General features: G+C 59.3%; 26 protein-coding genes. 15 read left to right on the top strand and 11 right to left on the bottom strand.

The window, feature by feature from the left end; translation table 11 throughout:
• Positions 1 to 35 precede the first annotated feature (35 nt).
• From ABDK11_RS19170 to ABDK11_RS19155, 4 genes are all read left to right on the top strand, one after another.
• Complete coding sequence (locus ABDK11_RS19170; protein WP_346838139.1) at positions 36 to 299, top strand: hypothetical protein; 264 nt, start codon at positions 36 to 38, stop codon at positions 297 to 299.
• The gene (gene pnuC / locus ABDK11_RS19165; protein ID WP_346838138.1) at positions 292 to 975 is read left to right on the top strand and encodes a nicotinamide riboside transporter PnuC; all 684 of its coding nucleotides are present in this window, start codon (positions 292 to 294) and stop codon (positions 973 to 975) included. The genes ABDK11_RS19170 and pnuC overlap by 8 nt, the downstream gene beginning before the upstream one ends.
• Complete coding sequence (locus ABDK11_RS19160; protein WP_346838137.1) at positions 975 to 1,862, top strand: choline kinase family protein; 888 nt, start codon at positions 975 to 977, stop codon at positions 1,860 to 1,862. Before pnuC ends, ABDK11_RS19160 begins: the two co-directional genes overlap by 1 nt.
• Before the next feature lie 259 nt (positions 1,863 to 2,121).
• Positions 2,122 to 2,292, top strand: coding sequence for a hypothetical protein (locus tag ABDK11_RS19155; RefSeq protein ID WP_346838136.1), 171 nt, complete (start codon positions 2,122 to 2,124; stop codon positions 2,290 to 2,292).
• Between the two features lie 545 nt (positions 2,293 to 2,837).
• On the opposite strand, the gene ABDK11_RS19150 is transcribed toward ABDK11_RS19155, so the two are convergent.
• Positions 2,838 to 3,260 carry a hypothetical protein gene (locus tag ABDK11_RS19150; RefSeq protein WP_346838135.1) on the bottom strand — a complete coding sequence of 141 codons (423 nt, stop codon included), beginning with the start codon at positions 3,258 to 3,260 and terminating at the stop codon, positions 2,838 to 2,840.
• Positions 3,261 to 3,931: 671 nt separating this feature from the next.
• On the opposite strand from ABDK11_RS19150, the gene ABDK11_RS19145 reads away from it, so the two are divergent.
• The 3 genes from ABDK11_RS19145 to ABDK11_RS19135 all read left to right on the top strand — a co-directional run bounded on the left by ABDK11_RS19145 (position 3,932) and on the right by ABDK11_RS19135 (position 5,463).
• A complete protein-coding gene (locus ABDK11_RS19145) occupies positions 3,932 to 4,204 on the top strand; it encodes an autorepressor SdpR family transcription factor (protein WP_346838134.1) in 273 nt (90 codons plus the stop codon).
• Positions 4,205 to 4,208: 4 nt separating this feature from the next.
• On the top strand, positions 4,209 to 4,868 hold the full coding sequence (locus ABDK11_RS19140) for an SdpI family protein (RefSeq protein ID WP_346838133.1): 660 nt from the start codon (positions 4,209 to 4,211) through the stop codon (positions 4,866 to 4,868).
• An 88-nt stretch (positions 4,869 to 4,956) separates the two neighbouring features.
• Positions 4,957 to 5,463, top strand: coding sequence for a histidine phosphatase family protein (locus ABDK11_RS19135; protein ID WP_346838132.1), 507 nt, complete (start codon positions 4,957 to 4,959; stop codon positions 5,461 to 5,463).
• A gap of 130 nt (positions 5,464 to 5,593) precedes the next feature.
• Here the strand turns inward: ABDK11_RS19135 and ABDK11_RS19130 are convergent, their stop codons facing one another.
• The 7 genes from ABDK11_RS19130 to ABDK11_RS19100 all read right to left on the bottom strand — a co-directional run bounded on the left by ABDK11_RS19130 (position 5,594) and on the right by ABDK11_RS19100 (position 13,006).
• A complete protein-coding gene (locus tag ABDK11_RS19130) occupies positions 5,594 to 6,235 on the bottom strand; it encodes a thiol:disulfide interchange protein DsbA/DsbL (protein ID WP_346838131.1) in 642 nt (213 codons plus the stop codon).
• Between the two features lie 323 nt (positions 6,236 to 6,558).
• Complete coding sequence (locus ABDK11_RS19125) at positions 6,559 to 6,876, bottom strand: hypothetical protein (protein ID WP_346838130.1); 318 nt, start codon at positions 6,874 to 6,876, stop codon at positions 6,559 to 6,561.
• A 144-nt stretch (positions 6,877 to 7,020) separates the two neighbouring features.
• Positions 7,021 to 7,491 (bottom strand): hypothetical protein, encoded by a 471-nt coding sequence (locus ABDK11_RS19120; RefSeq protein ID WP_346838129.1) that lies wholly within the window; start codon positions 7,489 to 7,491, stop codon positions 7,021 to 7,023.
• A 130-nt stretch (positions 7,492 to 7,621) separates the two neighbouring features.
• Positions 7,622 to 8,467, bottom strand: a complete 846-nt coding sequence (locus ABDK11_RS19115) for an SPFH domain-containing protein (RefSeq protein WP_346838128.1) — start codon at positions 8,465 to 8,467, stop codon at positions 7,622 to 7,624.
• A 59-nt stretch (positions 8,468 to 8,526) separates the two neighbouring features.
• Complete coding sequence (locus ABDK11_RS19110; protein ID WP_346838127.1) at positions 8,527 to 8,988, bottom strand: NfeD family protein; 462 nt, start codon at positions 8,986 to 8,988, stop codon at positions 8,527 to 8,529.
• A 133-nt stretch (positions 8,989 to 9,121) separates the two neighbouring features.
• Complete coding sequence (locus ABDK11_RS19105; protein WP_346838126.1) at positions 9,122 to 9,940, bottom strand: CHAD domain-containing protein; 819 nt, start codon at positions 9,938 to 9,940, stop codon at positions 9,122 to 9,124.
• A 162-nt stretch (positions 9,941 to 10,102) separates the two neighbouring features.
• Complete coding sequence (locus ABDK11_RS19100) at positions 10,103 to 13,006, bottom strand: TonB-dependent receptor (RefSeq protein WP_346838125.1); 2,904 nt, start codon at positions 13,004 to 13,006, stop codon at positions 10,103 to 10,105.
• A 328-nt stretch (positions 13,007 to 13,334) separates the two neighbouring features.
• Here ABDK11_RS19100 and ubiE point away from each other — a divergent pair, with 328 nt between their 5' ends.
• The 8 genes from ubiE (at position 13,335) to tatC (ending at position 18,870) form a co-directional block, all read left to right on the top strand.
• On the top strand, positions 13,335 to 14,084 hold the full coding sequence (ubiE, locus tag ABDK11_RS19095; protein WP_346838124.1) for a bifunctional demethylmenaquinone methyltransferase/2-methoxy-6-polyprenyl-1,4-benzoquinol methylase UbiE: 750 nt from the start codon (positions 13,335 to 13,337) through the stop codon (positions 14,082 to 14,084).
• A 130-nt stretch (positions 14,085 to 14,214) separates the two neighbouring features.
• Positions 14,215 to 14,844 (top strand): SCP2 sterol-binding domain-containing protein, encoded by a 630-nt coding sequence (locus ABDK11_RS19090; RefSeq protein ID WP_346838123.1) that lies wholly within the window; start codon positions 14,215 to 14,217, stop codon positions 14,842 to 14,844.
• A gap of 2 nt (positions 14,845 to 14,846) precedes the next feature.
• On the top strand, positions 14,847 to 16,457 hold the full coding sequence (ubiB, locus tag ABDK11_RS19085) for a ubiquinone biosynthesis regulatory protein kinase UbiB (protein ID WP_346838122.1): 1,611 nt from the start codon (positions 14,847 to 14,849) through the stop codon (positions 16,455 to 16,457).
• Between the two features lie 33 nt (positions 16,458 to 16,490).
• Complete coding sequence (hisI, locus tag ABDK11_RS19080) at positions 16,491 to 16,892, top strand: phosphoribosyl-AMP cyclohydrolase (RefSeq protein WP_346838121.1); 402 nt, start codon at positions 16,491 to 16,493, stop codon at positions 16,890 to 16,892.
• Positions 16,893 to 16,898: 6 nt separating this feature from the next.
• Positions 16,899 to 17,237: a phosphoribosyl-ATP diphosphatase gene (locus ABDK11_RS19075; protein ID WP_346838120.1), complete on the top strand. Its 339-nt coding sequence runs from the start codon at positions 16,899 to 16,901 to the stop codon at positions 17,235 to 17,237.
• A 59-nt stretch (positions 17,238 to 17,296) separates the two neighbouring features.
• Positions 17,297 to 17,557, top strand: coding sequence for a Sec-independent protein translocase subunit TatA (gene tatA, locus ABDK11_RS19070; protein ID WP_346838119.1), 261 nt, complete (start codon positions 17,297 to 17,299; stop codon positions 17,555 to 17,557).
• Positions 17,558 to 17,572: 15 nt separating this feature from the next.
• Entirely contained in the window at positions 17,573 to 18,115 is a 543-nt protein-coding gene (gene tatB, locus ABDK11_RS19065) for a Sec-independent protein translocase protein TatB (RefSeq protein ID WP_346838118.1), read from the top strand.
• Positions 18,112 to 18,870, top strand: coding sequence for a twin-arginine translocase subunit TatC (gene tatC / locus ABDK11_RS19060; protein ID WP_346838117.1), 759 nt, complete (start codon positions 18,112 to 18,114; stop codon positions 18,868 to 18,870). Before tatB ends, tatC begins: the two co-directional genes overlap by 4 nt.
• Before the next feature lie 24 nt (positions 18,871 to 18,894).
• Here tatC and ABDK11_RS19055 read toward each other — a convergent pair whose 3' ends face one another.
• From ABDK11_RS19055 to ABDK11_RS19045, 3 genes are all read right to left on the bottom strand, one after another.
• Complete coding sequence (locus ABDK11_RS19055) at positions 18,895 to 19,251, bottom strand: MliC family protein (RefSeq protein ID WP_346838116.1); 357 nt, start codon at positions 19,249 to 19,251, stop codon at positions 18,895 to 18,897.
• 143 nt (positions 19,252 to 19,394) lie between these two features.
• Complete coding sequence (locus ABDK11_RS19050; RefSeq protein WP_346838115.1) at positions 19,395 to 19,523, bottom strand: DUF3149 domain-containing protein; 129 nt, start codon at positions 19,521 to 19,523, stop codon at positions 19,395 to 19,397.
• 104 nt (positions 19,524 to 19,627) lie between these two features.
• On the bottom strand, positions 19,628 to 19,858 hold the full coding sequence (locus ABDK11_RS19045; RefSeq protein WP_346838114.1) for a hypothetical protein: 231 nt from the start codon (positions 19,856 to 19,858) through the stop codon (positions 19,628 to 19,630).
• Positions 19,859 to 19,888: the final 30 nt, after the last annotated feature.

Below are 19,888 nucleotides of genomic sequence, written 5' to 3'. Positions count from 1 at the left end.
CGCACCCTGTATTCAGTTGCGAGAGAGACACCACGATGAAACTTTCCGTAGAAATCAGTATGTACCCGTTGAAAGATGTGTATATCCCCAGCATCCAGGCGTTTATCGATCGCCTGAATACCCACCCGGAACTCCGGGTGATTACCAACACCATGAGCACCCAGGTATTCGGTGATTACGACCTGCTGATGGATGTGCTCAAACAGGAAATGCGCACCGCCTACGAAAAACACGGTCGCGCCATTTTCGTGTGCAAATTTATCGATGGCGACCTATCGCCGGAACAGCGCAATGCCTGACAGCGAAATCGGCCGCGCCATCGCCAGTGCCTATGCCGCGATGTCCGGCTGGGAAATCATTGCCGTGGTGCTGGCCCTGGCCTACCTGCTGCTGGCGATGCAGGAAAAGATCAGCTGCTGGTACGCCGCCTTTGTCAGCACCGCCATCTACCTGTTCCTGTTCCGGGATGTCAGCCTGTTTATGGAATCGGCCCTGCAGGTGTTCTACCTGATCATGGCGGTCTACGGCTGGTGGCAGTGGCGCTACCACCCCGACCAACAGCAGAACCTGCAGATCCACCGCTGGCCCCTCAAAACCCACCTGCTCGCCTTCGCCGCAGTGGGGGTGCTGACACTGCTGTTCGGCAGCGTGCTCAGCGCTTCCACCAGCGCCGCGCGCCCGTTTCTCGATTCCTTTACCACCTGGGGTGCCGTCATCACCACCTTTATGGTCACGCGCAAGGTGCTGGAGAACTGGCTCTACTGGATCCTGTTCGACGGGGTGTCCATCTATCTGTATATCGACCGCGGTCTCTATCTGACTGCGCTGCTGTTTGTGCTGTATGTGATTATCGTGATCGTGGGGTTTTTCCAGTGGCGAGCCATCTACAAACGGGAAAGGCTCGCCCGCGGCGCAACCGCGACGGGGCTTACAGAACAGTCGTCGAGCATCGACCCGGTAATGGTTGAACAGTAATGGCCCAACTACCGGAGTCACAACCTGACATTATTCCACCCGACTGGCAGCGCTGGAGCGCAACCGAACCCTCGTTGGCGGGGTCGCTGAGCGGTGGCCTGACGAACCGGAGTTATCTGATCGTCGCAGGCGGTGAACAGCTGGTGTTGCGCAGAAACTCGGCGAACAGCGCTGCGCTGGATATAAACCGCTCGGCGGAGTCAGCCGCCCTCCGACGCGCCGACAATGCCGGCCTGTGCGCCCCGCTCATTTACTGCGATCCTGGCCATCAATATCTGGTAACCCGCTATATCCACGGAGAGCCGTGGCGCGCGGCCGGAGCCGCTGCGCTGAAGCAGCTGGTCCAGCTGGTGCGCAGCATCCACGCACTACCGGCCATCGATGCATGCCTGGACATAGACGATAAGGTGGCGAGTTACTGGCGCTCCATCGATGAGGGAGCCGATTTCTATACCGAATTGCGAGCGCTGGAGCAAAAGGTCCAGCGGCATATTGCCGGCGCAAAATCACTGAATAACGGCGCCTGCCTTTGTCACAACGATTTACTGATGACAAACCTGATAGTCGCCGAGAACGAAATCCTGTATGCGATAGACTGGGAGTACGCGGCGATGGGCGATCCCTTTTATGAACTGGCGGTGATCGTGGAAGAGCACCGGCTGGACAAGCGGCAGCAGGAGCTGTTACTCACAGAATACCTGCGCCGACTGACAACACAGATCGATTGGCAGCGGCTGGATCACTGGCGGGTTATCTACAGATATTTATCGGTATTGTGGTATGCGGTGCAGTGGTGTACCGGGGCCATGATGGAGCGCCGGGTCAAAAATGACATTATCAATAATGCTCGCAGTTTATTTGTACTGGTTTCCTCTGTCGGTGGGTAGGGCTTTTATCTGGCGCCCCGGAAGAAATGGGATAGATCAGCAGGGTAGCGTGATATTGATTCCGCATTTCAGCGCATAAAGTTGACCTGACTCTATGTATCCTAACGGTCGCGCCAAGCTCCCTTCGATCTGTCCTGCCTTCGGAAAACGTGCAGTGAGAAATGGCCCTCAAGTTTGACAAAAAGCACGGGGGATGAATAGACCGCCAGCCACGCAAGACTTTAAACTCAGCGCCAAATCCATTAACCGCAGTATTTCAATGAAAGTAAAAATCGCGCTGATTCTTTGCACCGCAGCTTTTCTCAACGGATGTGAACTCGTTGGCCCCAGTGTGAAACTGGAGCCCGCCAAGGTCAGAATCCCCGGCGTTACGGTGGGCGGACATCAGAAGCACTGCCCACCGGGGCAGGCCAAGAAAGGTAACTGCTGAACCTGCCGCTACGCTAGATGTGTAGCCATCGCCGGTATCCATTCGCTGTTTAGACTATCGACCGCGGTCTCTATCTGACCGCGCTGTTGTTTGTGCTCTATGTGACTATTGTGATCGTCGGCTTTTTCCCGTGGCTGGCCATCTATCGGCGCGAGCTATCCACCGGTGACACCGCCCTGGTGCAAGTGCCGGCCTGACCATCGCGGTGGATCATTCCCGCCGACTGGCAGCGCCTGAACCACTGCCGCGTGATTTACGGATACCTGTACGTGCTCTGGTATGCAGTGCAGTGGTATAGCGGCATAGCGGCGCCATGAACGGCAGCGGCGTGGTTGACCAAATCAGCAACAACGTTGATGTGTTATCTAAATTGAGCCATTCCATTTCATCGCGATGATTTCCGCAACCTGACTGGTGAAATGCATTCTCCCAGGAATTCCTGCCGGATTCGCTCGCTTGAATTGCCCGCTTAGTTGACCACAGAAATAGCTTCTCAAACGGGAAATTTTGAATTGGACTCCCGCGCCTGGCGGGAGCCGCTTGGCTCAGTCTTTGCAGCCGGTGGCAGTACATTGCCAGGGAGGGCCTACCGGCGAGGGCTGGCAATTAATGCCGGGCTCAGTGGAATAACTGCTGTACCACTGCGACATGGTTGCCTCATAGGCACTCACCTGACTGGTGCCATAGCCGGTAATCGACGTTACCTGACAGCTACTGCTGCTGGCACTTGTGGAAATCGTGCCGTAAGCGGTGCACTGCCAGGGCGCGCCAACCGGCGGGTTTGTGCAACCCGCAACATAAACATTCTGAGCCGTGGGATATTGGCCCAGCAACTGATTTTTCGCCGAGACACTGGCTTCAGTATATGTGGTGCCGTAACCGGTAGCGGAAACCGTAGTGTCGGCTAGCGACCAGGCGGAGAAGAATCCGCACGCTACGATGGCTAAAGTGGTGAGTATTTTTTTCATGTAAATCCCTTGTTGATTTCAATTGCGCAGCTCCCGCGCAAAGGTGGCTTGCCTTGTCTGGCGAGAGCCGCGTGCAATCTTCACTGAAGTGAACGGGATACAAAAATGCACTCCTGAAGGCCGGCACGAATGGCGTGCAAAGCCGTTTTCGGTGAATTATTAGGGAAGTGATCCCGCCTGCGCACCGTGATGTGTTAGGGATCTTTGCAATTGGTACCGACGCGCTATGACAGCGGTGTCATATATTTGTGATGCGGCTCACAAATGTGACGCGCTTAAGCCGTTAATCGGCGGGAAATAGAACATTCGGTCGCGCAAAAAATCCTCACCCAGCCGTCGATCGCGTGGAAACTGCGACAAAACCCCGCGCAGAAATCCGGTAATTTATCCGCCGGGAGTCTGTGATTCACGCACAGGGTTCAATTCTGGTGGCTAGGCCAAATCGAGCGGCCGGTATCGCGAGATGGCCCCGTGCCGTCAGACTGCCGACAACGACCTGCCTGATCGAAATTTCCCACTCTGGGTTTATTTGTGCGCCAATTTTGTCACTGATAGCGGGATTCCTGGAAGGGCGAAATTGCCTCACTTAGATATTTAGAATATTGTCTAAATATCTAAGTGACGCGATGATCGCGCCGAAGCCACAAGTCGCAGCGCGCAGGGGTTCGACGGTGGAACAGCAGAATATTTTTAAAGCCTTGTCCGATCCCACCCGGCGGGAGATTCTGCGGCGCCTGCGCGCCGGCTCCATGAGCGCCGGGGACATCGCCGCGCAGTTCGATATCACCCGCGCCTCCCTGTCCCACCACTTCAATGTACTCAAGGCGGCAGAGCTGGTGCGCAGCGAAAGGCGCGGGCAGCAGATTTACTACTCACTGAATACCAGCGTGTTCGAGGACGTGGCGGCGCTGATGTTCGATCTTTTTGGTCGCGCGGGAGATTAACCCCATGATTCTGCACAATCGTATGCTCTCGATCGGATTTATCCTGCTGGCGCTGGCATTCGGTGCCGTCAACTACGCGTCGCTGCCGGCGGAAATCCCGGCACACTGGAACCTGGCCGGTGAAGTGGATGGCACCATGCCGCGCCTGTGGGGCGTGCTCACGCTGCCATTGACCATGCTGGGACTGTTGCTCCTGAGTGAGCTCTTTCTGCGTTTTTCGCCACGTGGCTATCGCCTGGACCAGTTCAGCCGCGTGGTGGGCCTGCTGATTAATATACTGGTGGCTTTTCTGCTGGTGATCTACGCGGTGCAGATACTGATCGCCCGCGGTGTGCACCTGCAGATGGAGCGGGTGATTGGCCTCGGGCTGGGGCTGGTGTTTCTGCTGCTCGGCAATTACATGGGCAAGCTGCGCAAGAATTTTTTTATCGGCATCCGCACACCCTGGACCCTGGCCAGCGCCGAGGTCTGGGACAGGACCCACCGCCTGGCCGGTTACCTGTTTGTTATCTGGGGCCTTGTGATGCTGGTGGCGGTGCTGTTTTGGGGCAGTGCCCAGGTGCTGATCTGGGGCCTGATCGCTATTTGTGCCTTTCTGGTTGCCTACTCTTTTATCCTGTATCGGCGACTCATCGGCTTTAATAATGGTGATGAGGACGGATGACGGGCGACGACTGATGCAGATGGGCCGACCTGCCTGAGCATCAAGGTCATGCCGATACCGCCATCACACCAGCGAATCGGGCACTGCGATGAAAAAGCTCACACTGATCCGGCACGCCAAATCCAGCTGGGCGGATCCCGCCCTGAATGATTTTGAGCGCCCGCTCAACAAGCGCGGCCAGCGCGACCTCCCCGCCATGGCCCGGAGAGTGCGGGACTTTTATGCCGACGCCGGTCTGGTGCCGGACCGCCTGCTGACCAGCGGCGCGCTACGGGCACTGACGACGGCCAGGGCCCTGGCCGACGCATTACAGCTGGGCAGCGAACAGGTACTGGTGCAGCCCGAACTCTACGCCGCCAGCTGCGAGGCGCTGTTGCAGCAACTGCAGCGGCAGAGCGACCGCTGGCGCCACCTGATACTGGTCGCACACAACCCCGGGCTCGAAGACCTGGCGTGCTATCTCACCCACGAGCGGCTGGCCAAGTTTCCCACGGCTGCGGTACTGCATATTCACCTGGGCATTGCCCACTGGCGTGAACTGGCTGAATCCTGCGGCCGTGTCGAGCTGTTCGACTACCCCAAGCTGCATCGATAGCCCGCAGCAGGCAATAGCTGCTGGTTAACCGCCTGTGACCCATAAAAAAGGGCGACCCCAATTACCATTCTGGGGTCACCCTTCTGGCGGTTTCCGTACCGCGGGTACAGAAACCTTCAGGCTGCAGGCATTACTGCTGCTTTGCAGCATGCTCCTTCTGGATCAGGTAATCCGCGATACGCAACTTGTCCGCGAAGGACTTGCCCTTGACCAGGTAGCGGCCATCGATCAGCAGCGACGGGGTGCTGCGCACCTGGCTGCGCTGCAGGTGTTCGGTGGCGCGGCGCACCTTGGACTTGACGCCAAAGCTCTTCATCGTGGCGAGGAACTTCTGCGGGTCCACGCCGTATCCGGCATAGAACTGCGCGATCTTCGCTTCGTCGGGCGTTTCGCCCTCCGACGGCAGCGTGTGGGTGCGGTGCACCGCATCGTAGGCGGCCTGGTGTGTCTTGTCGGCGATGCCGAAAATCTGCGCCGTGTAGTAGGCATAAGCGTAGGGCTCGAAGTCCTTGCGGAAGGCGGCCGGTACATGGTCGATCCGGACATAGGCCGGCTGCTTCTTCGCCCAGGCCGAGAACTGCGGCTCGAACTTGTTACACGCCGGACAGATATAGTTGAAGAACTCCTCGACCACGACCTTGCCGTCGGCCGGGGACATCGGGCGGCCTCCGGCGATCTCGATGTAGTCCTCGCCGGCGACTGGCTGGTCTGCCGCGGCAGCAAATGAGCTGCCGAACATGAGCAGCAGGGACAGAAAAAACAGGCGCTTCATTGAGATCTCCTTGGGTAATATCGATTAATCCGGGCGCAATGTTCGATTATGGCATGCGGCTCCCGGGATGAGGCAAGTGCCAGAGTGCCGCTCTGAAGCTGATTATCGCAATATTTTACAGGTACGTATTAAGGCTTTCTGTATAGCTGCTATTTTCCCGCCGCAAAGCTAAACGGGAGCTGAACCGGTCAATTATCGTGCAATTCGGGATGCGCCAAATCCACGCAGAAATATCACTTCAGCGCTGTCGTGCGCTAATCCGTCCATGCCACTGTCTTGTCGGGGGGGAGAGCTGTCATTAGACGACCCCGAGTCCGATATGATTACCTGGCGTATTTCTTGCCGTCGGTAGAGATGCCATATAAAAATTCGCTGTAAGGCAGACGTAGCAGAATGGTGCCCTTATTGACTACCACGGCCATAATCATTCCCCGGCAGAGCAGGTTGACACTGCCCATTTCCCTTGCGCACATGGCGTCGGCACTATCAATAAGCTTTGTTTTGTTCATGCGCAGCATTATCAGGGTTTTGCCCTTGGGTACTGCGCCGATCGGTTGCACCACGAAAATCGTCACCTGGGTAAAAAACAGGACGGTTGCCAGGGTGACTAGCGAGAGAGAAATTATTATTTTTTTATTCACGGATTTATTCCTGCATCAATTTCCATCACCTCCTCTTGCGCGGACTGGCTAAAAGGTGAATAAAGCCATCTTCAGATAAGCATCAGCCGACGCACAGGGAGATTATTCGGAACGCGGTTTTCACGCACGCAGTTAGTTAACTGGTTAACTTAAATTTATGAGGCCGATTCCATCCATAAAGAACATTGCGGCCGCCAGAACGATAATAAAAATAATTGCAGATATTAATGTTATGCCAAGCACTTTCCAATTTGATGGGAAAGAGTATCTGGTATCCTTGTCTATTTCTTCCCTTGAGGGTTGCGTTGCGGCGGCTATTTGTTTGGCCGCCAAGGTGTAAACGAAAGGAATAAATAAATTTGGGAGGTTCTCTGGCACAAAAGGAATTATCCCGATCAAAATGATAATAAATAATATGCCAAATACCAGGACTTTTTTTGCATGTTCCAATTTTCCAATAATTAAGTAGTTGGATCTAAGGAAGTAAATCGCAGCAATTGGACCTCCCAGGAATGAACCTGCTGTTATTTGGTTGGGTGAATAGATTTCGCCAGGCTCCCTTTGGGCTAAATGGCCCAATTCAGCGCTTGGTGCTTCATATGGATTGTTATTCATGAAATATTCGCTTTTATTTTTTTACTATCCTGGATTTTTCCATTAGCAGAAATGCTGCCTAGGAAGGGTGTGGTAGGTCAGGTCATAAGACGGCTCACCCGGACCATTTAGGCCCGGGTTTATTGCGGTATTAGCGGTTCAACAACCCCTTCACCGCATTGGGCAGATCCGCCGGGAAGATCACATTCTTGGCATTCTCAGACTGGGACAGTTCGGACAGCGCGTCGATATAGCGCTGGCCCAGCAGGTACATTACCGGCATTTCCTGTTCACCGATCGCCTGGGTGACGCGTTCGATCGCCTCGCGGCTGGCGTCGGCCAGGACGACCTGCGCCTTGGCGTCGCGCTTGGAGGCTTCCAGCCGGCCGTCCGCCTCGAGGATGGCGGCCTGTTTCTCGCCCTCGGCGCGGGTGACGGTGGCGCGGCGCTGGCGTTCGGCGGCGGCTTGCTCTTCCATGGCTTTCTGCATGGTGGCGGACGGGTTGATATCCTGGATCTCCACCGTTTTCAGGTTGATACCCCAGTCGGCGATATCGTCGGAGATGCCCTCTTTCAGTTTTGCCTTGATCAGATCGCGCGACGACAGCGCCGAGTCGAGCGACATCTCGCCGACAATGGAGCGCAGGGCGGTCTGTACCAGGTTCTGGATCGCGATGGTGTAGTCCTCGACACCGTATACGGCCTTCTCCGGCGAGACGATATTGATATAGGCCACGGCGTTGGCAATGATCGTGGCATTATCCTGGGTGATCACCTCCTGCGAGGGAATATCCAGCACGATATCCTTGGTGGTCACCTTGTAGGGCACCTGATCCACGTAGGGGATAATCACGTTCATGCCCGGTGTCAGTGTCTTGTGGAATTTGCCCAGGCGCTGGACGATATGCTTGGAACCCTGCGGTACGATGCGCACACCCATGGCGATGGTGACGATGACGAGTACCACCAGCGCCAGAATGACTGATAAACCTTCCACGGCTTTACTCCCTGTGTAGTTCTAATAAGCGTTTTTTTGAATGTGTGTATCGTTGTGAGTCAAACGCGCACGACGATCAGCGTATTGCCGGAGATGTCGGTGACCCGCACGCGGTCACCAATGGCGACGTCGTCGGTGCAGATAAACAGCCACTCCTCTTCACCGAGGATCGGTGCGGGAAACTTGAGGCGGCCGCGGTTGCGACCCACGTTGGATTCAAGCACCAGCCCCACCTGCCCGGTCAGTGCCTCGGCGGCCATCCCGGAGGTGGTGCGGTCTTTCCACTGCGGGCGCATAAACTTGAGCCAGGCGACCAGCAGTGCGATGGAGGCGCCGGCCCACAGCAGCAGCTGCAGGGTAATCGGCATGGGCACGACGATCAGCAGCGCGCCCATGAACAGCGCGGCGAGGCCGAACCAGAACAGAATAAAGCCGGAGACGAAGATCTCCGCGGTGATCAGCAGCAGGCCGAGTACCAGCCAGTGCCAGTAGGCGATGTGGGTATTGAGCCAGTCCAGCATTTTGTTGTCGATTCCTTCCTGCGAGTGGTTGGTATCGATTATGCCAAAAAACACGCGCCAGGCGCGAAATAGTGGTATCGGCTGCGCTGGCGGTTGGTGTTGGGAGTGGATGTGGGCTGCTGCGGGGCTGCGTTCAGGCACGGCCGAAGCGGAATTTTGCCGTGGCAAACAGCTGCTGGCCGAGCGTTTCTATCTGCCGCTGCAGCGCGTCGAGGCGCGTATCGCTGGCGTCCAGCAGCGGGATCAGTTCGCTGTGAAAGGCATTGCCCTCGAGCGCCAGCAGCCGGCGCAGCAGCTGCAGGTCGCGCCAGTCGCCGAGCGCCTGTGCCAGCGTTTTCAGCGGCTTGCGCCGGCCGTGCAACGGCGCGCGGTATTTACCCTCGAGCAGCCGCGTGTGATACCACTGGTCCTTGACCCGTTTGCGGTATTCGTGAAACTGCTCCGGCGTGGCTTCGGCGAGGGTGTCGTGCATGGCTTCGCGCGCGCGCCGGTATCCGCGCTGGTAACCCCGGCGGGCGCTGCGCCAGCGCAATGGTTGCAGCGGCCAGTGGTCGACACGGCTGGCGCCCTGTTCGAGCAGTGCGGCGGCGCGCTGCAACGCCTCCGCGCCAGTCGGAGCGATGCGGGCTTCGAGAAACGCGCGGATATGCGGGTACTGATCCACCGGCGCCAGCTTGTCCAGCGCGTCGCGCAGCGATACCGCGTCGCGGCTGGCGGCGAGGGTCTCGGCGAGGGCACGGTAGTGGGCGTTCTCGGCGCGGTACAGGGCTTCGGCATCGCTGCGCACCAGGCGCAGCAGGGCGCGCATCTTCTTGCAGTGCTTGCGCAGGGCGTGCACCGCCTCCTCTTCCGCCAGCGTGCGCAGATCGGTGGCGGCGCGCGCCAGCTGGTGCTGCGCGGCCTTGCGCAGGGCGCGCCTGAGTGCGTTATCGCTGTCGAGCCGGTAGGCCATGGGGACTTTACCTTTATGCCTGCCCCCGAATTTTAGTGAGAGACTTTATTGTCGAGCACTTGCGTGGATAGTGATATTAAAAAAGCCGCATCGAGAGATGCGGCTTCTAAAGCGCGGGCGTAGTGCCCGGTTTCATTGGTTCTTATTTTTAGGGTCTAGGTCTTAATAGGTGTAATTAATGCCCATGTAATAGGTGCGACCCAAAGTATCGTAGATGCCGGAGCCGCCACCGGTACCACTCAGATAGGCGGGGGGCTCGGTGTCTCCGATATTGTTAACGCCGCTATACAATTCGAACGAGTCCGTGAACAGGTAGCTGGCGCGCATGCTGTTGTAGCGGACCACCCCGGTATGGCTCGGAGCGGCGCTTTCCGGACGCTCCTTTTCCAACTCGTACAGGGCCATATCGTCAAGGTAACGCTGGCGCCAGTTCACGGCCAGATCGCCAATGCGGTAGGTGACGCTGAGGTTAAAGCTGTCAGTGGGATCGCCCAGTTCACCGTCTACGCGGTCGGCGCTGTCTGGCTCACTCTGGAATGAGTAGTCATCGCGTTCCAGCAGGCGGGTGCCCTGCAGACCGAACGAAAGGCTGCCAAGCTCGGAGCGGAACAGGTCTGCCAGTGACAATTGATAGCGAACTTCATAGTCAATGCCACGTGCGGTCAGCTTGGAAGCATTCAGGGCGGAGCTGGTCAGGGAGACCAGGTCACCGTTGGCGCCGCGCTCGATATTGCCACAGAACTGGTTGTTGATGGAGGAGGCATCAACACACTTGTCCAGAATAGTCTGCCCACTATAAGAAGATATGGCGTCATCAATCTCGATATCCCAGAGATCTGCGGTGATGGTCAGACCTTCGGCAAAGCGCGGGGTGATGACGACACCGTAAGTCAGCGTCTTGGCCGTCTCCTCCATCAGATTAACGTTGCCGCCGCTATAACCGGGCAGAGTCGGGCCCTCGTTCCAGGGAGACTGGTAATCGGGGCTGAGACCCAGTGCGGCACAGTTAGCGCTGCGCTGCGCGGGATCCGGTGCATAGGGCAGCTCGTCGGCATCGCAGGGGTCGTTGATGTTGAAGAAGTTTTGCCCCAGTGGCGCATACAGCTCATCGATATTTGGAGCGCGCACGGCTTGAGAGACTGTGGCCCGAACACGAACATCTTCGGTGATGGTCCAGTCCAGACCGGCTTTCCAGGCGTCAGTGCTGCCGATGGTGGAGTAGTCGGAAGCGCGATATGCGGTTTCGAGCACCAGACTCTGGACACCGGGTAGATCGGACAGCAGCGGCGCAGAGGCTTCCATGTAAGCTTCGCTGACATCGTAGTCACCGTCGGTGGATGCCAGCGCGTTCATGAACGTCTCGCCGTTCTTGATGATGTCGTCAAAGTCTACGGCACTGGTTTCCTTGCGGTATTCGAAGCCACCTACCACCGAGAGCGGGCCCGCCGGCAAGTTGAAAATATCACCGCCGATATAGCCCGAGGCGACGGCTTGGGTCATCTTCTCCTGCGAACCGGTGTTCTGCAGCATGACGTAGTCGATAGCTTCCTTGGAGGCGCGGCCGTAGCCGAAGAGGTCCAGTGGCTGACAGCCATTAGCGCGAGCCTCTGCGTCGGCGCAGACAATCTCTCCGTTGAGTTCAACCGCATCAATGGCTTGTGCGAAATGCTCATTATTGCGGTTGTTGAGATAGGTGATATCGCCGTTGTACTCGCCATAAACCAGGCTGGTTTCATAGTTCCAGTTGCCAGCGATATCGCCTTTCAGTCCCAGTACATAACGCTGGGTCTCGCGTTTCGCCAGATCGCCCCGGTAACCGAGGTCGGAATGCATGCGGTACATGCCAAAAGCGGGAATGCCGGCCGCAACCAACTCGTCGGAGAAGTTCTTGTCGAGATATGGGTTGGTGGATGAATAGACGTCGTAGCTGAAGCTCGCCTGCCCGAAACTTTCTGCTTCGTGGTTCACGTACTTGGCTTCACCGAACACTTGCATGGAATCGGAGAGGTCGAAGTGACCTTTTACAAACAGGTTGTCGGTCGTCATGCGTGGATACATCTGGTACTGGCCGATCCAGCGGTAACCATCACCCCCGCTGCAGCGGCCGCTCGCATCGCACATATCGCCGTACTGTACGGTGCGCGCGGTGCCGTCTTCATTGAAGGTATACAGGCCGAGATCTGTATAGGCGAAGCCAGCGTCACTCAGTACGGGCAAGGTGTAGTTGGGAACTACGATGCGGTCCGGGATGCCGTCATCGGGACCGGTGTCGTCCGGGTTCAAGAGAGTGCCCCAGCCCTTGGTGATCCATTCGCGGTCGGTACCATAGACATCGCCGCGGCTGGAGTGGTCGATACTGCCGGCGATATTGGCGCGGCCGTCGAACAGGTTCTGACCGAAGGTGATGGACAGCTCGGTGGTGGCGGCACCTCCGTTGTCAGTATCACTGCCGTAGGCATTGACCTTCAGGCCTTCGAAGTCATCTTTCATGATGAAGTTGACTACGCCGGTTACAGCGTCGGCACCATATACGGCAGAAGCGCCACCGGTGATCACATCGACGCGCTCAATCAGGTCTTCCGGAATGGTGTTGATATCGACCGAGGAGGTACCGACGGATGAGCCAATATGGCGGCGGCCGTCCTGCAGTACCAGGGTGCGTGAAGTGCCAAGTCCGCGGAGGTCGAGCAGGTTCAGACCCACGGTGCCGATAAAGCGGCCGGAGTTGTTGCCTGAGTAGGTGGAGCGCAACTGAGGCATATCGTTCAGGAAGTCGCCGAGGTTGGTTTCGCCACTCAGGCTGATATCTTCCGCAGTTACAGTAGTGACCGGCGTCGGGCTGACGGCATTGGGGCGCGAGATACGAGAACCGGTGACGGTTACCTGCTCGATGCTGCCATCGTCATTGGGTTTGAGCTTCGTCGCGTCATCTTTCTTTTTGACGGTTTCGGTAGCGACGGTTGTTGCCGAATCTGCTTGGGATTGCTCTTGTGCGAATGCCGGGACTGCCCCCACAGCCGTCAGAATCGCGCCTCGAATGGCGATAGAGAGTAGATTTCCTTTCATAATTCTTATAACCCCTTAGAGGCCTTTGATGATTTTTTTTGTACAGATAAGTCATATCTGCCGTACTGTATTAACGATTGAGGCAAAAGTTCCCTCAATCTGCATTTTTGGCGCCGATTATGTTTTTTAAGGCGGCAAGTGGCTGCGGCCAAGGGCGACAAGTACGCTTTGGTTGATGCGCGCAGAGCTGCGAAGTTAGTAACCCAAAAAGCTCGGCTGATTTTTCGCTCGGCCTGCTCCCTGTAGAGAACAAATATCACTTTGCCGACCCCTCAAGTACAATGGCGCCTCTTGATTTGGCGCATAACAGAGGCTCAGCAAGGACACTATGAAGGATCGCAAGACCACCCACTTCGGCTTTCAAGAGGTTCCGGTGGATGAGAAGGCCGGCCGTGTGGCGGATGTCTTCCATTCCGTAGCGGCGCGCTACGATGTGATGAACGACCTGATGTCCGGCGGGGTTCACCGGCTGTGGAAGCGCTTCACCATCGAGCTGTCCGGCGCCAGAAAGGGCCAGACGATCCTGGATATCGCCGGCGGCACTGGCGACCTGACCGCGCGCTTCTCGCGCATCGTCGGCCCGGAGGGGCAGGTGGTGCTGGCGGATATCAACGAGTCGATGTTGAAGGTGGGCCGTGATCGCCTGTTCGACCGCGGTATCGCCGGCAATGTGGTGCCGGTGCAGGCGGATGCCCAGTACCTGCCCTTCCCCGACAACACTTTCGATTGCATCACCATCGCCTTCGGCCTGCGCAATGTCACCGACAAGGATCTGGCGCTGCGCTCGATGCTGCGCGTGCTGAAGCCCGGCGGCCGCCTGCTGGTGCTGGAGTTCTCCAAGCCGGAGTCGAAACTGCTGGAGAAGGTCTACGACCAGTACTCCTTCCGCCTGCTGCCGTTTATGGGCAAACTGGTGGCCAACGATGCCGAGAGCTACCGCTACCTGGCGGAGAGCATCCGCATGCACCCGGACCAGGAGACGCTGAAGCAGATGATGGCAGACGCCGGCTTTGTAGACTGCGAGTTCCACAATATGACTGGCGGCATCGTGGCCCTGCACAAGGGCATCAAGCCCTGATGGGGCTTGAGCCTGACCCTGTGGCGGCGCTGCTGCCGGTGGCCGTTTGTTCAACAGCCTCATCGGCAATCGTTTCTCAAACGGCCCCCAGCAGCAGCGTCTTAGCATCCACCCTCTGTATCTTTAGCCCATGACTGACCCCACATTCCGCGCCGGCTTCGACGCCGCTCTGGAAACCGCCATCAACACTGCCCTGCGCTATGACCCGGGCACCCGCCTGCGCCTCGAGAAACTCGACGGCAAGTGCCTGGAGCTGGATCTCAGCGCGCCGCAGCTGCACCTGTTCCTGTGTATCGAGGGCGATCAGGTGCAGGTGCGCCACCATGTGGAGGGTGCGGCGTCGACGCGGCTGGCCGGTTCGGCGCTGGCCTTCCTGCGCCTGCTGCGCGAGGCGGATGCGACGCCGGCCAAGCTGGGCGTGAGCGTCAGCGGTTCCAGCGCGTTGCTGGCAGAGCTGCAGTCGATCCTGCGCGATCTCGACATCGACTGGGAGGCGCCGCTGGCGCAGTTGGTGGGGGATGTGCCGGCACATACGGTGGGCAATGCGCTGCGCGCCGCCAGCCGCTGGCTGCACGACAACCTGCAGCGCGCGCCGCAGGCGGCCGCCGAGGCGATCAGTGAGGAGTGGCGTATCACGCCGCCGCGGGCGCAATTCGAGGCCTTTGCCGACGACCTGGCGCAGGCGGCGCTGGCCACCGAGCGCCTGGAGGCGCGGGTGCGTCTCCTGCGCGAACGCTTTGCCCGGCGGGAGGCCGAGTAGTTTTGCCGATCGCACGCAGTTTCACCATCGCGCGGGTCTTCCTGCGCTACCGTCTCGACCAGCTGCTGCCGGCCGAGCGCCGGCCGCTGTTGCTGCGCGGCCTCCTACTGCCGCTGAAAGTGTTGCCGCAGTCGCGCCTGTCGCGCGGCGAGCGCTTGCGCCGTGCGCTGGAGGAGCTGGGCCCGATCTTCGTCAAGTTCGGCCAGCTGTTGTCCACCCGGCCGGACCTGCTGCCGCCCGATATCGTCGAGGAACTGGACCACCTGCAGGACAATGTGCCGCCCTTCCCGGTGGACCAGTTTATCGCCCGTGTCGAGGCGGCGCTGGAGGGCAGCGTCGACGAGATCTTTGCCGAATTCGAGCGCGAGCCGCTGGCGTCGGCGTCGGTGGCACAGGTGCACGGCGCGCTGCTGCAGAGCGGCGAGTCGGTGGTGGTGAAGGTGCTGCGCCCGGGCATCGACCGGGTGATCCAGCAGGACCTGCGCCTGCTGCGCGTGATCGCGCGCTGGGTGGCGCGCTTCCTGCCGGACGGCCGCCGCCTGCGCCCGGTGGAGGTGGTGGAGGATTACCGCCACACCATCGAGGGCGAGCTGGACCTGGTGCGCGAGGCGGCCAACGGTACCCAGCTGAAACGCAACTTCGCCAATTCCCCGCTGCTGTATATTCCCGAGGTGCATTGGGATTACACCCGCGAGAACGTCCTGGTGCTGGAGCGCATCGACGGCATTCCGGTGACCGACCTGGCGCAGCTGCGCGCCCAGGGCACCAATATGAAGCTGCTGGCCGAGCGCGGGGTGGAGATCTTCTTCAAGCAGGTGTTCGAGCACAATTTCTTCCACGCCGACATGCACCCGGGCAATATCTTTGTGTCGCGGCACAAGCCGGAGCGGCCGCAGTACATCGCCATCGACACCGCCATCGTCGGCAGCCTGTCGCGCGAGGACCAGTACTACCTGGCGCGCAACCTGCTGGCGATGTTCCGCCGCGATTACCGCATGGTGGCGGAGTTGCATGTACAGAGCGGCTGGGTGCGCAGCGATACGCCGGTGAACACCTTCGAAGCGGCGATCCGCGCGGTGTGCGAGCCGATCTTCGAAAAGCCGCTGGGCGAGATCTCCTTCGCCCGCGTGCTGATCAGCCTGTTCCAGACTGCGCGAAGATTCGATATGGCAGTGCAGCCGCAGCTGGTGCTGCTGCAGAAGACCCTGCTCAACATCGAGGGGCTGGGCCGGCAGCTTTATCCGGAGCTGGATCTGTGGAAGACTGCCCATCCATTTCTCGAGCGCTGGATGCGCGACCGCATCCACCCGAAAACCATCTTCGGCGAAATCCAGCGCTACGGGCCGGAATGGCTGGAGAAGTTCCCGCAAATGCCGCAACTGGTATACACCGCGCTGGAGCAGTCGCGCGAGCTGGCACCGCAGTTGCAGGGCATCGGTGAGCAGCTGGCACTGAGCCGTCGCCGCGGGCGCCGGCAGTACCTGCGTCGCGCCGCCGGCGCGCTGCTGGCGGTCGGCACCCTGGCGCTGGCCCAGCCGGGCTGGCTGGCGCAATTGCCGCCGCTGGGCTGGGTGGCCGGCGCTGCGGCGCTGATCCTGCTGCTGTGGCCCTGACGCCAACCTACAATGAGTCTGAAGGAAGAGACATTGACGCAGACAGATCCGAACGGCGATCTCACCGCTCAGGTCACCTGGAACAGCGACGGCCTGGTGCCGGCGATCGCGCAGGACTATAAGTCCGGGCAGGTGCTGATGATGGCGTGGATGAACCGCGAGTCGCTGGCGCTGACCGCCAGCGAAGGTATCGCCGTATACTGGTCGCGCTCGCGCGGTAAGCTGTGGCGCAAGGGCGAGTCGTCCGGTCACACGCAGCTGGTGCGCGAGATGCGCCTCGACTGCGACGGCGATACGGTGCTGCTGCTGGTGCAGCAGCAGGGCGGTATCGCCTGCCACACCGGCCGCAGCAGCTGCTTCTACCGCGTGCTGGAGGACGGCGAGTGGCGGGTGAAGCAGCCGGTGATCAAGAATCCGGAAAGCATCTACAAGTGATAGATTATGAGTGATCTGCTGCGCGAACTGGACGCGGTGCTGAAGAGCCGCAGGGAGGCCGGTGACGCCGACAGCTCCTATGTGGCCAGCCTGCACCGCAAGGGCCTGAACAAGATTCTGGAAAAGGTCGGCGAGGAGGCCACCGAGGTGATTCTCGCGGCCAAGGACGCCGAGACTGGTGGCGACCGGCAGGCAATGATCGGCGAAACCGCCGACCTGTGGTTCCACTCCATGGTGATGCTCTCGCATCTGGGGGTGGATTCGCAGGATGTGCTGAATGAACTGGGGCGCCGCTTCGGCCTGTCGGGGCTGGAGGAAAAGGCATCCCGCGGCAAGAGTTCTTAAATCAAGGTTCTTAATAAAAGCAGGCCCGTTCACGGGCGACAGAGAAACTGGAGAAAGCTATGGGTTTTGGCGGTATTAGCATCTGGCAGCTGTTGATCATCCTGGTGATTGTGTTGCTGCTGTTCGGCACCAAGCGGCTGAAAAACCTGGGTGGTGACCTGGGTGGCGCCATCAAGGGCTTTAAAAAGGCGATGAAGGACGAGGGCAAGGAGGGCGACAAGGACGAGCAGGAGTCCGAGCGCCTGCAGCACGATGAGCCGCAGCAGCCGCCGCAGGACAAGACAAAGGAACAGGACAAACAGTCCCAGGATAAAAAATAACGCGAGTGCCGCGCCGTGTTTGATATCGGTTTTTTCGAACTGCTGTTGGTGGGTGTCGTCGCCCTGGTGGTGATCGGGCCCGAACGCCTGCCGGATGCGGTGCGCACCACGGCGCGCTGGTGGTCCGGCCTCAAGCGCACCCTGCACAACGCGCGCGAGGAGCTGGAAAAAGAGATTGGTGCCGACGACATCCGCCGCGAGCTGCACAACGAGCGCATCATGCGCGAGCTGGAAGACAGCCGCCGGGAGATGGAACAGGCGTTCAGCGATACCGGCGACAGCATCCGTGAAAGCGTCACCGGAGAAGCCGCCACTGCCGAACCGGCCGCGCGCAGCCACCCCACCGCCGAGGCGGAGGATTTCCTGCCGGAGCAGGAGGAAGGCGCCGAGGAGCTGGAGGATCCGGAGTACCCGGAGCACTGGCATGACTACGGCGACCCGGACCTGAACCCGGACCACCCGGATCACGCCGCGGCCAAGCCCGCGGAAGCAGATGCGGGTGCGGATGAACAACCGCAGCATGAAGCGCCGCCGCAGGGAAACAGCCGCAAGCCATGAGCGACCAGCACAACAACGACAGCGGCGAGAGCAGCCAGCCGCTGATCGATCACCTGATAGAGCTGCGCAACCGGTTGATCAAGACACTGCTGGTAGTAGTGTTGATCTTCGCCTGCATGGTGCCCTTCGCCGGGCAGATCTATCATTTCATCGCCGAGCCGCTCCAGGCGCGCCTGACCCAGGGCGCCGGCATGATCGCCACCGAGGTCACCTCTACCTTCCTGACACCGTTCAAGACCTCGTTCGTGGTCGCCTTCTTTGTCGCGGTGCCGTTTGTGCTCTACCAGGCGTGGGCGTTTATTGCGCCGGGTCTCTACAGCCGGGAAAAGCGCGTGGCGATACCGATCCTGGTATCCAGCGTGTTTCTGTTCTACGCCGGCATGGCCTTTGCCTACTACGTGGTCTTCCCGATCCTGTTCGACTTTTTTGTCAGCGCCGCGCAGGCGGACATCAAGGTGATGCCGGATATCCGCCGCTACCTGGATCTGGTGTTAAAGCTGTTTTTCGCTTTCGGCTTTGCGTTTGAGATTCCCATCGCGGTAGTGCTGCTGGTGTGGAGCGGCGCGGTGGATGCGGATCAGCTGGCCAAAAAGCGCCCCTATGTGCTGGTCGGCTGTTTCGTCATCGGCATGCTGCTGACACCGCCGGATATCATCTCCCAGTCACTGCTGGCGGTACCCATGTGGCTGCTGTTCGAAGTGGGGCTTTTCTTTGGTCGCTGGGTGAGGTCGGACAAAAAGGTTCCGGAAGAGTAAGCGGTCCGCGGGATGGTGATGGCGCTAGGGTGTCGGCGCGCTGCTGCAGTGCCCGAGCAGTGTTTGCATCTCCTCCTCGCCCATCTTCTGTAGCAGCAACATGCCGTCCCGCCCCTTGGTGTGCCAGCGGTAGCCGGGCTGGTCCTTGTCGGCGACATAGAGCACGCCGGACGCGGCGCGTTCCTGGTGCATGGGCACCAGCTTGTTGTCGTAGCTCAGTGTTGCCATGGATGGGCCGCTGGCGGCGATGACGTACTTGACCTGCAGGGACTCTCCATCTTCACACTGGTAATCTACGGTCTTGAGTTCGACCCCGGGGTCGCTGTGGCAGGCAGACAGGAGCGCCGCACAGGCGAAGCAGGTCAGGTTCAATCGATACATGCTGGCTGATCCTTGGAACTCTTCGAACAGGCTGCCATATTTTGGAGAGCCGGGATGCGAAAAAATTCCAATCGAGCCGCTAAAAATTCGTGTTCAGGGCCGGTCAGGGCGCGGCCTGCGGGGCCTTGCGCGCCGCGAGCGGGTCAGCGCCCCTCGCGCATATTGCGCAGCGCCAGGTGCAGCAGGTAGCCGGCCATGGCGCACACAAAGGCAATAATGCCGAGACTCAGTAGTCCGGAAAAGCTGGTAAACAGGTTGATCAATGCGTCCATAGCCGTCTCCCACCGATGGCGTCAATAGGGGTCCAGATTAGGGCTTCGCGGCGAGATGCTCTTGATGTGGATCAACTGCGGGCGCGCCGGTACGGGCCTGGCGCTTACAGGGATGTGGCTATGCTGATACAAACCAGCGCGGCGCCGGCCAGGGCAAACAATTCCCACTGACGCCGCCACTGGGGCAGCAGCGACAGCAAAGCCAGCGGTGGCAGCAGTAGCGCGACAATGCCCGCCAGCGTGCCCTGGCTGAAGCAGACGCGCGCCAGCTGCAGCCAGCACACGGCGGCAAATACCAGGGCAAAGACGGTCAGCAGGGCGGCGAGGGGCTGCATGCCCGAATACTCCACAAACAGCGGCGAATA

This window comes from Microbulbifer sp. SAOS-129_SWC (genome assembly GCF_039696035.1).
Lineage (GTDB): Bacteria > Pseudomonadota > Gammaproteobacteria > Pseudomonadales > Cellvibrionaceae > Microbulbifer.
This window is presented reverse-complemented; position numbering and strand designations above follow the sequence as displayed.